Annotated in this window: 11 protein-coding genes; 6 read left to right on the top strand and 5 right to left on the bottom strand. The window is 70.9% G+C overall.

The annotated features are described in order from the left end of the window. Positions 1–4 precede the first annotated feature (4 nt). Genes MEU52_RS19615 through MEU52_RS19600 form a run of 4 tightly spaced genes read right to left on the bottom strand, consistent with a single transcriptional unit; the run spans position 5 to position 7,445 of the window. Positions 5–2,398: a hypothetical protein gene (locus MEU52_RS19615; protein WP_238122965.1), complete on the bottom strand. Its 2,394-nt coding sequence runs from the start codon at positions 2,396–2,398 to the stop codon at positions 5–7. After that, positions 2,379–5,162 (bottom strand): hypothetical protein, encoded by a 2,784-nt coding sequence (locus tag MEU52_RS19610; protein WP_238122966.1) that lies wholly within the window; start codon positions 5,160–5,162, stop codon positions 2,379–2,381. The genes MEU52_RS19615 and MEU52_RS19610 overlap by 20 nt, the downstream gene beginning before the upstream one ends. After that, positions 5,155–6,351, bottom strand: a complete 1,197-nt coding sequence (locus MEU52_RS19605; RefSeq protein WP_238122967.1) for a S1 family peptidase — start codon at positions 6,349–6,351, stop codon at positions 5,155–5,157. The genes MEU52_RS19610 and MEU52_RS19605 overlap by 8 nt, the downstream gene beginning before the upstream one ends. Continuing rightward, positions 6,348–7,445 carry a hypothetical protein gene (locus tag MEU52_RS19600; RefSeq protein WP_238122968.1) on the bottom strand — a complete coding sequence of 366 codons (1,098 nt, stop codon included), beginning with the start codon at positions 7,443–7,445 and terminating at the stop codon, positions 6,348–6,350. The genes MEU52_RS19605 and MEU52_RS19600 overlap by 4 nt, the downstream gene beginning before the upstream one ends. Before the next feature lie 164 nt (positions 7,446–7,609). Here MEU52_RS19600 and MEU52_RS19595 point away from each other — a divergent pair, with 164 nt between their 5' ends. From MEU52_RS19595 to MEU52_RS19585, 3 genes are all read left to right on the top strand, one after another. Further along, entirely contained in the window at positions 7,610–8,248 is a 639-nt protein-coding gene (locus MEU52_RS19595) for a hypothetical protein (protein WP_238122969.1), read from the top strand. Beyond that, positions 8,248–8,850 carry a hypothetical protein gene (locus MEU52_RS19590; protein WP_238122970.1) on the top strand — a complete coding sequence of 201 codons (603 nt, stop codon included), beginning with the start codon at positions 8,248–8,250 and terminating at the stop codon, positions 8,848–8,850. Before MEU52_RS19595 ends, MEU52_RS19590 begins: the two co-directional genes overlap by 1 nt. Positions 8,851–9,833: 983 nt before the next feature. After that, positions 9,834–11,096 carry a hypothetical protein gene (locus tag MEU52_RS19585; RefSeq protein WP_238122971.1) on the top strand — a complete coding sequence of 421 codons (1,263 nt, stop codon included), beginning with the start codon at positions 9,834–9,836 and terminating at the stop codon, positions 11,094–11,096. 74 nt (positions 11,097–11,170) lie between these two features. Here the strand turns inward: MEU52_RS19585 and MEU52_RS19580 are convergent, their stop codons facing one another. Further along, a complete protein-coding gene (locus MEU52_RS19580; RefSeq protein ID WP_238122972.1) occupies positions 11,171–11,563 on the bottom strand; it encodes a c-type cytochrome in 393 nt (130 codons plus the stop codon). A 213-nt stretch (positions 11,564–11,776) separates the two neighbouring features. Here MEU52_RS19580 and MEU52_RS19575 point away from each other — a divergent pair, with 213 nt between their 5' ends. Genes MEU52_RS19575 through MEU52_RS19565 form a run of 3 tightly spaced genes read left to right on the top strand, consistent with a single transcriptional unit; the run spans position 11,777 to position 14,426 of the window. Then, positions 11,777–12,412, top strand: a complete 636-nt coding sequence (locus MEU52_RS19575) for an amino acid kinase family protein (protein ID WP_238122973.1) — start codon at positions 11,777–11,779, stop codon at positions 12,410–12,412. A 15-nt stretch (positions 12,413–12,427) separates the two neighbouring features. After that, a complete protein-coding gene (locus tag MEU52_RS19570) occupies positions 12,428–13,000 on the top strand; it encodes a flavoprotein (RefSeq protein WP_238122974.1) in 573 nt (190 codons plus the stop codon). Between the two features lie 4 nt (positions 13,001–13,004). Further along, positions 13,005–14,426, top strand: a complete 1,422-nt coding sequence (locus MEU52_RS19565) for a DUF6513 domain-containing protein (RefSeq protein ID WP_238122975.1) — start codon at positions 13,005–13,007, stop codon at positions 14,424–14,426.

Genomic DNA, 14,426 nt, shown 5'->3' with positions numbered 1-14,426 from the left:
GGCCTCAGTTCCCCTCATCCACGGCATCGCTCGCCGTGCCCGCTTGCGGCGGCGTGACGATGACGTCGTCATCCTCGGCTGCGCCGAGAACGGCGCGCGGGGCGCTGCCGGCCTGGATGACGCGCTGCCCCTCAGAGAGCTGGCGGGTGATGGCGGCCTCGAGCTGGCGCTTGACGGCGTCATATGCCCGCCGGTCCGCCTCCACATTGGCATCATCGACTGTCGCGGCGCCGAACTGGCGGGCAAGCCGGGCCCCCAGCTGCGCCAGCTGCGCGCGCAGGGTCCCCACCTCATCGTTGAACACCTGGATCTCCAGTTCCTGCAGCATTTCCAGCTGGCCCGCCGCGCGGCCGGTTGCGAGCTCCGCCACGCCATTGCGCTTCAGCGCCGCGGTCTGGGCCTGGGAATGGCCCACCCGGGCGGTCTCCAAGGTCACCCTGAGGCCGTAGATCTCGCGCAGGCGCTGGGCGAGATAGGCTTCCAGCGCGCTGTACACCCCGTCATCCCCGGAGCGGCCAAGGGCCAGACGCTGAAGGGTCTCCGGCTGGTAATCGAGCAGGAACTCCTCCGTGGCATCCTTGACCGAGCGCTCCACCTCCGGCTGGGCGAGCCGCGCCGAGCCATTGCGGACAATCTGCGAATACTCGCCCGGCTCCAGCCCCTCCACCCGCAGACGCACATTGACCGGCACCAGCTGCGCCAGACTGCCGAGCCCATGGGGCACCACCTCGGCGGCCACGGAGATGGGGTCCAGCGCCACCGCCAGCCGGTGGAAATGCCCTACCCCGCTGTCCACCTTGCGGAAGGTGACCCGCACGGTTTCCGGCTTCAGCCGCGCGGTGAGCGCCGTTTCAGCGGCGGCAGCGAGGCGGGCGCCGATCATCGGCCCGCCGTCGCTGGGGCGCACCACGGCGCCGCCCCCCTCCTCGAACGCCGGCGCCTCCCAGGAGAGGAAATAATCGCCGGGATTTACCTGGTTCATGGCCTGGTCGATGGCGTTGAGGGTCAAGGTGCCGATCAGCTCCCGGATACAATCCGAATAATTGCGGATCGCCTGCCCCGCCGGCGCCGACAGGCGCACCTCGTCGATCACCCGGCGCAGGGTGGCGAAGCGGATGTCCACGCTTACCCCCAGGCGGCCCGACACCAGCGGGTCCCGGGTGCGGAAATCGTGCTCCCCCAGATCCACTGGCACGGTGGACAGCCAGATGTTCTCGGGAATGAGCGGCTGCACCAGGAACGGCATGATCTTCTGGCCGGTTTCCCGCGCCCGCTGGTGCAGCTGGTTCTCCAGATGCTGGCTCACCGCCGCCTGCTCGGCCACGTTCATGTCCTCGAAGTCGCGGGCGTGCATGGCGATGGCCAGGGCCTGCTCGGCCTCCTTGCGCAGCCAGTCCGCCCGGCTGCCGAGCTTCAGCGCGTGATAGAGGCCGGTGCCCTCGCGCATGAGGGTCAAGGTGGCCTCCACCCGAAAGCGGATCTGCCGGCCACCGCGCCCGTTCCAGACCAGATCGCAATTCACCTGCTCGGTCCGCTCGTGGAGCGGCTCCACCGGATCCATCAGCACCTCGCGCACCCGGAACCCGGAGAGCTGGAGGGCATCGGTCAGGGTCTGCTGCAGCGCCACCTGCACCTTCGGCTTGTCGTACCAGACATCGTAAAGGGAGATGTCGGCCGGAAAATTGCTGCCGAGGCAGGCGCGCAGCCGCTGCTCCCGCTCGCGCCGATCCCGCGGCAGCGGCCGCTCGGTGGCGGATCCGGAGGGATCGAGCACCACCTGCAGACGCACCAGCGCCGACCAGTTGGGCGCGTCGAGGGTGCGCATCTCCTGGCGGATGTCCACCCGCCGCTCGTCACGGATCTCACCGTGGTCGGGGGAGTTGAAATAGATCTTCACCTCGAGCGCGCTGGCGCGGGCGATGCGCTCGGCCACCTTGCGCTGCCATTCCTCCGGCTCGGCGCCGATCTCCGCGAGCAGCCCCTCCGGCCCCTTGATGGCGCGCTCGCGCACCTCGTCGGCGAGCGCCCGCTCGACGATCTCGCGCAGGCGATCCCCCGGCGTCTGCATCGGCGCGGCGAGGGCGCGGACGATGTCGGCGGCGGGCCGCGATCGGGCGATGACGGAGAGGCGATAGCCCACCTCAACCTTCTCCGTGGTGGAGAAGATGCGCAGGGTCTGGCCCTGGTCATAGATGTCGACGGGGGTGTCGGTGACCACCCGGAAGATCAGCGTCCGCCGCAGCCCCAGCAGCCCGCCGGCGCGGCCCGGCCGGGGAATGACCTCCCCGGTCTTCGCGTTCAGATGCACATGGACGAGACCGGGAAGATTGGACTCACTATCCACCTGAGCGATGATCGCGTCGATGGGATGGGCGAACTCACGGGGCGTGGCGGTCATCGGCGGCTGCCTGTCTGGGAGATGATATCAAGGCGGGAATGGTCGGCGGTTCGAAGCGCGCCGCCAGCGGACGCAGGCGGGCGCAGCGTTGCCTGTGGTAGAGCGCGGTGCGGACCATGCCGGCCCGCTCGAACTCGGCGAGAAGGCGGCCCGCGCCGGCCTGCAGCGCCCGGAAGGCCTGATGAATGGCCGCCAGCCGGGGCGCATCGAGCCCACCCACCAGACGATCCAGCACCGCCACGAAGCAGCGATCCTCCGCCCCGCCGGCGGCCAGCGGCGCGGCCGGCCACATGCGCAGCCGCCAGAACGCCAGCACCGCGGCCGGGTAGAGGTCGAGCAGCGGCAGCACCGCCGCGCTCCGCGCCGGCGCGCCCACCGCCGCCAGCAGCGCCGTTGCCAGCTCCCGCTCGGGATCGCTGCCGGCGAAATTGGCGCGGCGCAGCTGATAGGCGCCGATCACCTCATCCCAGAACACGTGCCGCAGCCGCGCCTCGCCGCCGCGCAGGCGAACGCTCTCGTCGCTGGCGATGTCGTCATAGACGGCGTGGAAGCAGTCCCGCAGCCGCGCCGCCACATGGTCCAGCGGCACCAGCGCCGGGCTTTCGTCATAGCGGCCGGCCAGCGCCGTGATGTGGGACAGCCAGACCCGCGGCGGGCGGGCCATGAGCCGGCGCAGCAGCGCCCCGGCGCCGTCCCCATCCTCACAGAAGAAGCGGCGCGCCAGCACCGGCGCCGACGGCCGCGGCGCATCGAGATCGCGCGGGCGCCAGGGAATCTCGGCGTTGGACAGATGATCATCGAGATAATGGGCCAGCGCCACCGCCGCCGGCGGCGCCTCTGGCAGCTGCGCCACCTGCCACACGCCATCGGCCCAGCGCTCCACCGGCGCCGCCAGATGGCCCGGACGGGATCCGGCGACCTGCAGCACATCGTTGAGCAGTTCCCGCAGCTCGCGCAGCGCCGCGCTGAACGCATCCCGGGTCACGCTGGAGAAGCGGCGCAGGGTCAGCTCCCCCACCACCCGCGCCGGCGGTTCCGGCTCGAACACCAGGAGATAGCCGAGCAGGATCCACAGCGCGTCGTCCTGCTCCGGCGCCCGCGGCCCGGCCATGCGGGCCAAGAGATCGAGAAACGAAGCCAGGAAGCCATCGGGTTCGGCGAGCCCCGTGCAGAAGCGCAGCAGCAGCACGCGCAGATGCAGGGCCCAGTCGTAGCCGTCTCCCGGGTCCTGCATGCCACCGAAAGCGGTGATCAGCTCCGCCGGCTGGACGAAGCCGGCATCGTAGAGGCTGCGCAGCAGATCCACGAACAGCAGCCGCAGCTTGAGGTTCGGCTCATCGGGCAGAATGCGGGTGACGGGCTCGGCCGGCTGGGCGCGGCCCAGCAGCCGGTCGGCGAAGGCCGCCATGCTCCACCCGTCGGCCAGCACCCGGGCCGGCACATCCACCTGCGCCAGCTGGGCGCCCGCCACCAGCCCGCCCTCGCCATTGCGACGCAGGCCGATGGTGCGTGGCAGATCGACCGCCAGGGCCTGGAACAGATCGGCCCAGCCGGGCGGCTGCGGCCGCGCCCGATACAAGCGCACCGCGTCTTCGCAGGCGTGGGCATGGGCTTGTGCCATCTCCGGCGGCAGCAGCGCCAGCGGCACCCGCCCTTCCGGCAACAGCCGTCGGGTCGCCTCGCGCAGCTCCGGCTCGGTGATGCGGCGGGCGAGCGCGAACACGGTGAGCGCCGTGCGCCCGATCTCGCCGCGCGTCTCGGGCTTTGAAAACTCCGCCATGATCGCGCGGATCAAGGCCTCGCCCTCCTCGCCCAGGGCGGAGCCCGTGGCGGCTGCGGCAATCGCCGCACGCACCTTTGCGACAAAGGCCTCGTGGCGCGGCAGCAGGTGGGGCACGCCATCGGCGAAACTCAATTCCTCCGCGCTCAAACGGTGGTGAAGCTGGCGTTCGTGGCTGAGCTCGAACCCCGTGAGCAGGCATTCGGCGGCGTTCAGCTCGCCGCCCAGCTTGTGCCGAAGCGCCGCCGTGTCGAGCCCGTTGGCCCGCCCCACGCCCTCCAGCCAGGCCGCCGTCCAGGGCAGCCGCAGCGCCGTCGGGCACATCTCGAGCACATCGAGACCCATGTGCGGCGGCAGGCAGAGCACCTGCAGATACCGCGCCCCGACCCGCTCCAGCACCAGATCGAGCGCCTCCGTGCGTCCCCCCGGTCCCGCGCCGAGCACGTCGGCGAGATCGAACGGGGAGGCCCCGAGATCGATCACGTCGACAAACAGATGCTCCGCTGCCGCGTCCCCGTCCCGCGCGGCATCGGGCTCGAGCACCTGGAGGATCGCCTGTTCCAGATCGCCGCCCGCGCCCGGCCCATCGCTCCGCAGCCACAGCCGCGCGGGGGTGGCGGCCGCCAGCCGCGGCATCTGCGGCCCCATGCAGGGGCGGGTGACCACCGTCAGCACCCGTCCTTCCGCCACCCCCAGCTGCGTTGCGAAGAGCGCCATCGTCTGCGTCACGGACCAATCCACCACGGCGGTGGGGAAGCCCGGGTCGCGCACCGGCACGAAGCGGCCCAATCCCGGCTCGTCCAGCAGGCCCGGCTGCTCCGAGCGCCGCAGGAAGTCGCTTTCCGCGGCGGCGGGCTGATCCTTGGGGCGCTGCAGGGCATCGGCGCGCGGCGCGCCGGGCGGCCCCGGTGCGCCGTCGCAGGCGGTTGCTGCGGGGTGGGCCGGCATCTCAGGCGGCACGGCGTCGTTGACCTCTTCAGGCATCGAACGCCAGCCGCATCACGGCGGGCCGGCCGGCCCGCTGGGTCACCGGCCGCACGGCGCCGTCGCCCAGGTTCTCACACAGCTGCATCCCAGGCCCCCCGCCCTCGCCTTCGGAACCGCGCTCCAGCCACTCGAGGCAGCCCTCCGGCGCCGGCCGCGGCGCGGCCACATCGCCGAACAGCCGCAAATCGGGCGGCAACCCGGCCAGCCGGTAGCGCGGCGCGGCGCCGAGCCGCGCCTCGAACGCCAGCAGTTCGGCGCTGGTGGGCAGGCGCAGAGGCCGGCCAAACGCCACCGAAAGCGTCTCCAGGCGGCGGTGCACCGCGGCCGCGTCGGGCAGATGGTCGGCCAGCTTCAGCCGGCCCCAGCCGTCGGACGCGAGCGGCAGGACGCCCACATAAGCGTGGCGCCCCGGGCGCGGCTCCACATGCCAAAAAGGCGGCTGATCGACCGCGCCGGGCCACGGGACATCCGGCTTCAGCCCCCGCCGCCCCACCGCCGCGCGCCAGGTGCCGCGCCAGCTTTCGGGACAGACGGCGGCATCGTGCAGCACTGGCAGATGCTGGATGAGGAAATCGACCAGGCTGTCGCGGGCGATGATCTTGCCCCACGCGACCCCGTCGCCACCGAGCCGGGACAGGCCGACCAGCAACGGCGCTCCGTCTTCGTCCTCGGCGAACACCGGTCCGCCGCTGAAGCCCCCGGGAGCCCCGAACGGCGCGACCAACTGTTCGTCGCGCCCCTCGGTGCGCTGGACCGTGAACAGATCCATGTCGCCACGGTGGCTGGTGGGGTGCAGGTCCGAGGTGGCGGTGCCAAGCGCCACCACCACTTGCTTCTGCACGCTCCGAGGCACGCCCGGCGGCAGCTCCATCCAGCGCTCGAACGGCTGCTCCAGCCGCAGCAGCACCAGATCGCGCGCCACGTCCTCGCTCTCCGGCACCACCCGTGCGGGCAGCCGCCGGGCGCCCTCGCCTGTACGCAGTTCCACCGTCAGATCGTCCAGGGCGATGCCGCTCTTCTCGCCCGCCGCCAGGCTGAGCACGTGGCGGCAGGTGACGGCATAGCGGTCGCCGACCAGCAGCGCGGTGCCCCAGCTCTCCTTTCCCCGCGGTGGCCGCACATGCACCCCGGCCACGTTCGGTGGCCGCCAGGCCTCGTCGCAGACCCGCGCGATGAAGCCGCTCATCCCGCCAGCCCTTCTTCCTCCGTGGCCTCCGGCGCGGCGAGAAGCGTATCGCGCTCCTCGTCGATCTCCACTTTCAGCCAATCGGGAATGAGGCGGTCATCGAAGCGGTGGACCGCGGCCAGCAGGTGGGTGTTGAAGAGGTCCAGCACATAGCGCGTCACCGGCTTGCCGAGGCGCGCATCGACTTGGCGGCCGGCGCCGGCCATCGCCTGATAGATCGCAAGCTCGATGTGATCAGTGGCGCGGGACGCCACCTCCAGCGGCACGCGGATGCTCTCCGTCGTGCCCGGAATGCGCAATTGGTAGCGTCCATCGCCCAGCGCCTCGAACGCCTGCGCCACCGCCGGAGCGGTGTAGAGATCGGCGCGCAGGCGCGGCACGTCCGCCACCACCGCCATGGCATAATGCCCGTCGCGCCGCTGGCGCGCGCCCGGCTTGGGAGCACCGGACTTCGGCGCACGCCGGCCGGCGGCGGCGGCGCGCTGGGCGGCCCGTTCCTCCGCCTCCAGGAAGGCATCGCCGTCGGCGTCGTCATAATCCCAGAAGGCCCCGCTTTCGTGGGAAGCGACGCAGGCGCTCAAGGCCCGCTCGCTCATGAACAGGTTGGTGACGAGGCGATGCAGCCCGTGCACCGCCTCCACGTCGCTCAGCGCAGCGCGCGCCGCCGCCGATGCCGGCAGCGGCGGCAAGGCGAGCGCCTCGAACACGAAATCCTCGATCGCCTCCGCATAGCCCTGCACTGCGGCAGTCTGGAACCGGCGCTGAGCCGGTGGCAGGTTGGCCACCACCAGCGTGTGGCCGCGCTTCAGATCGTGGCGCTTGGCATCCGCCAGCTGCACCACGAATTCCTGGCGCCGCAGATTCACCCGACGGCGGGCGCCGGTGATGGGATCCTGCCGCAGGAAATCCCGATCGAGCGTGCGGCATTCCGCTGGAATCTCCGGGCCGAAACACCACACGCCCTGCTGTTGGACGAAGCTGGTCAAGGTGACCGGATTGACCATGCTATTGGCGCCGATCGGTACCGCCTGCCACGGGACCTGCGCCGAACTCTGCTCCTCGAACGCCTCGCCCCCAACCTCGAACACACCCATCGCCGCCCTCACCAACCACCCAGGATCGAACATTTATTGAAATACACTTAAAGATTGTGCAAGATTAAACTTGCAGCATTGGGGTTGCAGAACAGGCTCTGGGGGCATTCATGAGTGTGGGGATTTCGCGATCCGCGCGGGGGATCGCCGGGGGGGCCATGGTGTTGAGCGCGCTGGTTTTGACGCCGCTGCTGGCCACCGGCGCGCGGGCCGACGACCAGGCGCGCCGCGGCTCCGGTGATTACGAGCGCACCGTCACCGAAGGGGTGATGACGGGGGCCATGACCGGCTGTGCCGGCGGCCTTCTCGGCGGGCTGCTGAGCGGCAATGCGCAAAATGCCCTGACCGGGTGTCTGGTGGGCGGCGGCACCGGCATGGTGGCTGGCGGCATCGCCGGAAATGAGGTGGCCGAGCGGAAGCGCAACTATGCGGACGCGGAGGACAATCTCGATGGCCAGATCGCCACGGCCCGTCGCAACTCCGTGCGCCTGAAGAAGCTGGTGGCGAGCGTGGATGCCCTCACCGAACGCCGGCGCTCCGAGCTCGCCGCCCTGGAGCAGGTGCAGGGCGATACCGAGGCCCAGAGCCGCCTCAAGGCGGCGTTGACGGCCGACCTCGCCGATGTGGATCAAGCCCTGGCCCTCGCCCGCAAATCCCAGAAGGACCTCGCCGGCGCCGTGCGTCAGTACCGCGGCACGCCCGCCGGCCGTGAGCTGAACGGCCCGGTGGCGGCGGCCGGCAAGTCCATCCAGACGCTGGCGACCCGCCGGCAGGAGCTGCAGAAGATGCGGGCTGAGCTGTGATGCGGCGCGTTGCCCTGGCCCTGCTGCTGTCACCCCTGGTGATGGGGGCCTGCGAAGGGGTGAGCAGTGATCCCCGCCAGGGCGGCTTCGCCGGCGGGGTCTGCGGCCTGTCCACCGGCGCCTACCAGCGCCGGCTGGATGCCCGGCAGCGGGAGCTGGACGGCCTCGATGCCATCAACCGGCGCCTGGAATCCCGCGCCGCCAGCGGCCAGCGCGAGGCGGCCGGCCTCACCGCCCGCATCGCCCAGCAGAAGCGCCAGCTGGCCGCCGCACAGGCGGAGCTGGCGCAGCTCCGCGTCGAGGTGACGGCGCTGCAGCAGCTCGGCACCTATCGCCGTGCCGAGCTCGAGGCTGCCCGCCGCGAGGTGGCGGCGCTGGCCGATGAATTCGACCGCCTCTCCGCCGCCCACACCCATGCCGAACTGGCGGTGCGCGCCATGGAATCCGGCGTGCGACAGGCGCAGGCGCCGAACAGGGCCGAGGGGCAGGTGGGCGATGTGGACGCCAAGACCCTGACGGCCCAAACCCTGACCGCCCAGGAGCAGAGCACCAAGCGCCTGCGCGCCCGCATGGACCGGGTGCGGCGCGATCTCGACCTCTGATCCCCCGGGCGGAGGGGCGTGAGGCGCCGCTCGGGATAATCGGACAGGTTCGGCGGCGCGCGCGCCCGGCGAAGGGCCCTTTGCCGCCGCAGGGCGAATTCCGTGCCGGGAGCAACGGATCAGAGCGCCGCGGACCGGCCTGCGCCGTCCCGCCTGTCCCTGCCCAGACGCCACTGCTGGCCGCGCGGTACGCCACCCGCATCCCGCCCCGATGCGCGTCCCCCTGCCCCGGCGTGGAGCCAACGGTGGGCCGGCATGCGGTCGCCCTCCGTGGTTTCAGAGAGAACGACCGTGGGCGCAGGCCCGATCAGGTCCGGAGCCCATCCGCCGCCCTCCCGTGATGCGCGCCCGGCTTCTGCACCGACAACGACGCCCCTGCATCGGGACCCAACGCCATCCACTCCCGCAGTTGAGCCCCGCGCCTCAGGGCAGCGGCCCACCTCATCGGACCTCCCCGACGCCCAGCCCTGCCCATCGTCGGTTCCGCCGACCGGCTGCGGGGCCGTGTGCCCCCATCGATGGCGTCTACAGCCAGCGCCCGGACCCGCGCCCCGCGCCCCGCGACCCGGGGCCTCCGACGTCCGCGCCGATCCCCACCCCACCGCCAATCACCCTTGAACCGGGGCCCACCGCAATGCCGAGGCCGCCGGCGGAACCGTTGGCTGCGGCCCGTGCCCAGCTGAAGGCGTCACGCTCAACGCGCACCGCGCCAACTCCACCTCGGGCCTGATCGGGCCCGCACGGGGGTACCGCAGCGCCCCGATGTCCCCGCCTTCCGGGGAAACTCAAGCCTCAGCGGACCAGCCAAACAGGAGGTTCGCATGGCCCACACGTCCTTCTCCCACGAGAACCACAACGACGATCGTCTCCTCCAGCAGCCGCGCGCGCTCCGGCGCCTCGGCCGGCTGCTGAAGTTGCTCACCCGCCACCCCGCCGTCCGGGGAAACTCAAGCCTCTGCGAGCCAGCCCAACAGGAGGTTCGCATGGCCCAACTCCTCTTCCCCCACGACTACCAGGACGACGCGCGTCTCAACCGCATCTTCAGTGACCGGGCACGCCTGCCCCGGTTCCTTCGCGGACTGCACGAGCGGCTCACCGGCCTGCCCGATCCGCGCCAGCCGGCGCGCGCCACCACGCCGCTGAGGGTGCTGGCCGCCGACATCGGGTGGCTCGCCGGCTTCTCGGCCACGGCCGCCGCCGGCGCCGCCATCGCCCATGCCGATCCTCTGAGTGTCACCGGTCCGTTGGCCGCCCTCATCTCGGCCTATGCGAGCCTGGGGGTCGTCGGCCGGTTGCGGCGGCTGGTGGTCGGGCACGCCCATGAGGCGGCGCACGGCGTCATCGCCGCCTTCTATCGCGAGCGGGGCGTGGCGAAGGCCCGCGCCCGGTCGCTCAACGAATGGGTGTTGGACATCGGCACCGCCCTCACCCTCACCCGCAACGGGCTCGACTATCGCCGCAGCCATGGTCCCCACCATGACACGGACAAGCTCGGCACCCTCCGGGACCCGGACGGCATGGACCTGCACAGCTGGCGCCTGTGGCGCGGGCTGGGCATCCGCTCGCTCCGCCTGGAACTGCTGCTGACCGCCCTCGACCCGTTTTGGCACGCCGGGATGATCTGGGCGCGGCTGAAATCCAACTTCGCCACGGGACGGCGCTCCCGCCGCCTCATGGCCCTGCCGCCGCTGCTGCTGGTGGTGGCCAGCGCTGCGGTGCTGCCGCTGCCAGTGTGGCTGATGGCCATCGGCCTGCCCTGGACCGTGGGCTACAACATCGCGGCCCTGCTGCAGGTGGTCACCGAGCATCCCTATGCGCAATCCGGCGCGGCCAACGACCATGCCGCCCACGCCGCCCGCAACTGGGACCGGGTGCCGGTGGATCCGCTGCCGGCGTCAGACCTCACCGGCTTTGCCAAGGCCAGGGCCTGGACGGTGTTCACCGCCCGCCTGCTGGCGCTCCACATCCCGGCCCGGCTGGCGGTTCTGGACAGCTCCATGATCGCCCACGCCTGGCACCACATGGCGTGGCCCACCGGCCACCGCTTCTTCGACTGGTGGGAGACCCCGCGCCGGGAGCTAGAGGCGCGCCGGGCCGGCACCCTGCCGCGGGCCGCGGCGACCCGGGTGCTGTTCGGCCTGGGCGAGGCCATCGCCCTGCAGGCGGTACAGTTCGCAAAGGCGCAGGCGGCCGAAGCGGCGACGACCGATGCCGAACCCGGAGAGCAGGACGGTTCGGGCATTTGAGCCGTCGCCGGGCCTTCCGGGTGAGACGCGCCAGAAAATCAGCGGCCGGCGGGATCACCCGCCGGCCGCATGCGTCACTTCTTGTTGCCCTCGGCGTCGAACTGGGAGAGGAACGCGATCAGGTTGGCGCGCTCCTCGTCATTCTTCACACCGGCGAAGGCCATCTTGCCCTTGGGGGCCAGCACCTTTGGATTGGTGAGGTAATTGTTGAGGGTCTCCAGGTCCCACACCTTGCCGGCGGCGGCGCCGTCCTTGATGTCCTGGGAATAGGCATAGCCCTCCATATGCGCCCATTTGGCGCCGACAATGCCGTTGAGCGGCGGGCCCACCTTGGTCTTGGCGCCGGGGCCGATGGCATGGCACGCCATGCATTTCTTGAAGACGGTCTCGCCCTTGGCGGCATCCGGTTCCGCGAACGCCGTCCCGGCGGTGGCCAACAGCAGCATCGAGGCCAATACGAGTCGCATGAGGCACTCCCTTTTCCGCGCGCGATGCTCCATCACACCGCACTATCCCTTCTTGCCGCTGCCGACGGACGGCCCCGGCCGCGCAAAACAGCCCGCTCGTAGCGAAAAGCGTGCCATCATGAGGGCTTTCCTCACCCGACTCCGCGCTGGCGCGGGCGCGAGATAAACCCCGTTTTTCATTATCATAGCTTCATGCTGGAACCGGATGCGACCTTGAGCCCCTCACCCGCCCCGCCGCTGCTGGTGGTGAAACTGGGCGGCAGCCTGATGCGAGATGCGCCACCGCGCGCCCTGTTGGCGCGTTTGGCGCCACTCAGCGGGGTGGTGCTGGTGCCCGGCGGCGGCGCTCTTGCCGATGGCGTGCGCACCGTCCAGCCCCAATGGGGGCTCGGCGAAGGGGCCGCCCACCGCATGGCGGTGCTGGCCATGGAGCAGATGGCCCATGCTCTGGCCGATCTCGCGCCCGCCCTGCGCCCCGCCCGCACCCTGGCCGGCCTCGCCGCCGCCGGGCCGAGCGCGGCGTTATGGTTTCCCGCGGCAGTGCTGGTGGGCCATCCCGACATCGCCGAGAGCTGGGACATCACCTCCGACAGCCTCGCCTTATGGCTGGCGCGGCAATTGGGCGCCCCGCGCCTGCTGCTGGTGAAGGCGCCGGGAGCCGCCATCCCGCCCGCCGGCGCCGCCACGGATCTTGCCGGCTGGAGCGCCACCGGCCTCGTGGATGCGGCCTTTGCGGGCATGGCATCGGGCTACGAAGGCGATATTGTGCTTGCCGCCGCGGACGATGCGTCCACCCTCGACACCGTCCTTGCCCCTTATGAAGCGGCGGGCAGGACCCACGAACCGTGAAGGGCGAAGGCCCCCATGAGCAAAGTGCCCCCTCCCCGCTGGGCCTGGGCCCTGACGGGTTCCGGCCATTTCTTCACCGAGAGCATGGAGATCATCCGCGACCTGGGAGACGTGGATCTCTTCATCTCCGCCGCCGCCGCCGAGGTGCTGCGCATGTACCGGCAAGACAAGGAGCCGCTGCCGGAGAGCGTCAACATCTATCGTGACGACAGCGCCTCCTCCGCCTCCATCGGCCGCTTCTACCATGGGGAATACCACACGCTGGTGGTCTCCCCCGCCACCTCCAACACCGTGGCGAAGGCGGTCTATGGCATTTCCGACTCCCTGGTCACCAATTGCTTCGCCCAGGCCGGCAAGTGCCGGGTGCCGTGCATCGTGTTCGCCTGCGACAGCGCGCCGGAGCTGATCACCATGGCTCCCGAAGGGCCGGTGCCGGTCTATCCGCGCCGGATCGACCTGGAGAACACGCAAAAGCTCAAGGATTTCGAGGCCACCGCGGTGGCCGAGAGCCTCAGCGAGCTGAAGATCCTCATCGCCCGCCGCCGCGCCGAGCTCGTCGCCGCCGGCCTCGCACCCGCTGCGGGGTGAGGCCATGGCCGAGCGGGTTGCGCTCATCACCGGGTCCCTCGCCGAGCCCCGCATCGCCCGGATCGCCGCGGCGATCGCCGACGAGGCGCTGCATCCGGTGGTCATCAACATCGGCGTGAAGGTGGCAGCGCTGATGACCGCCGAGATCGTCGAACGCCGCCTGAAGCTGCCCGAGGACATCGACCGCGTGGTCATGCCCGGCCGCTTCCGGGGCGATCTCGACCGGCTGGCCGCGCGCTTCGGCATTCCCTTCGCCCGGGGTCCGGAAGAGGCGGCGGACCTGCCGGACTATTTCGGCAAAGGCAAGGGCGCGGCCGATCTCTCCCGCCAGGAGGTGCTGCTGTTCGCCGAGATCGTCGATGCCACCCGCCTGTCGGTGGACGACCTTCTGGCGCGTGCGCGCCGCCTGCGCGCCGACGGCGCCGACGTGATCGACCTCGGCGCTTTGCCGGACGAGCCGTTTCCGCACCTGGAGGAGAGCATCGCCGCCCTGAAGAGCGACGGCTTCAAGGTGAGCGTGGACAGTTTCGACACCGCCGAGCTGGCCCGCGCCACCCGGGCGGGGGCGGACTTTCTGCTCAGCCTCAACGAAACCACGCTCGACATTGCCCGGGAAGGCCCCGCCGTTCCGGTGCTGGTGCCGGCGACCCAGGGGGATCTCGCCTCGCTGATCCGCGCGGTGGAGGCCTGCGAGGCCCGGGGGCAGAGCTTTCTGGCCGATCCGATCCTCGACCCCATCCATTTCGGCTTCACCGCCTCCCTGCTGCGCTATGCGGAGCTGCGGCGGCTGAAGCCGGATATTCCCATTCTCATGGGCATCGGCAACGTCACCGAGCTGACCGATGCCGACACCACCGGCATCAACGCCCTGCTCATGGGGGTGATTTCGGAACTCCATCTCAATGCGGTGCTGGCGGTGCAGGTGAGCCCCCATTGCCGCACCGCCGTGCGCGAGTTCGACCGGGCCCGGCGCGAGTTCTTCGCCGCCCGCGAGGCCCGCTCTTTGCCCCAGGGCTTCGGCGGCGGACTGATGGCGCTGCGCGACCGCAAGCCCTTCACCACCACCCCGGCCGAGGTGGAGCGGCTCGCCGGCGAAGTGACCGACCGCGCCTTCCGCATCGAGGTGAGCGAACAGGGCATCCACGCCTACAATCGCGAGGGCCACCATGTGGCGGAAGAGCCGTTCGGCCTGTTCCCCCATCTCAAGGTGGAGAACGACGGCGCCCATGCCTTCTATCTCGGCGTCGAGACCGCGCGGGCGGAAATCGCCTTCCAGCTGGGCAAGCGCTACGCCCAGGACGAGCCCTTGCACTGGGGCGTCGCCGGGGAGACCGGCGGGCGGGCGGATGCGGCCCATCAATTGACATTCAAGGCGGCCGGCTCGACCCTGCCAGCCAAGCAAAACGCCGATCAGAAAGGCGAATAA

This window comes from Xanthobacter sp. NM-25, assembly GCF_022138605.1.
GTDB lineage: Bacteria > Pseudomonadota > Alphaproteobacteria > Rhizobiales > Xanthobacteraceae > Xanthobacter.
The sequence above is the reverse complement of the archived record's forward strand: the minus strand, read 5'-3'. Positions and strand labels throughout refer to the sequence as shown.

Bases quoted from the DNA above. Each gene is read 5' to 3' on its own strand.
- MEU52_RS19615 (WP_238122965.1), bottom strand. From the start codon at position 2,398: ATGACCGCCACGCCCCGTGAGTTCGCCCATCCCATCGACGCGATCATC.
- MEU52_RS19610 (WP_238122966.1), bottom strand. From the start codon at position 5,162: ATGCCTGAAGAGGTCAACGACGCCGTGCCGCCTGAGATGCCGGCCCAC.
- MEU52_RS19605 (WP_238122967.1), bottom strand. From the start codon at position 6,351: ATGAGCGGCTTCATCGCGCGGGTCTGCGACGAGGCCTGGCGGCCACCG.
- MEU52_RS19600 (WP_238122968.1), bottom strand. From the start codon at position 7,445: ATGGGTGTGTTCGAGGTTGGGGGCGAGGCGTTCGAGGAGCAGAGTTCG.
- MEU52_RS19590 (WP_238122970.1), top strand. From the start codon at position 8,248: ATGCGGCGCGTTGCCCTGGCCCTGCTGCTGTCACCCCTGGTGATGGGG.
- MEU52_RS19585 (WP_238122971.1), top strand. From the start codon at position 9,834: ATGGCCCAACTCCTCTTCCCCCACGACTACCAGGACGACGCGCGTCTC.
- MEU52_RS19580 (WP_238122972.1), bottom strand. From the start codon at position 11,563: ATGCGACTCGTATTGGCCTCGATGCTGCTGTTGGCCACCGCCGGGACG.
- MEU52_RS19570 (WP_238122974.1), top strand. From the start codon at position 12,428: ATGAGCAAAGTGCCCCCTCCCCGCTGGGCCTGGGCCCTGACGGGTTCC.
- MEU52_RS19565 (WP_238122975.1), top strand. From the start codon at position 13,005: ATGGCCGAGCGGGTTGCGCTCATCACCGGGTCCCTCGCCGAGCCCCGC.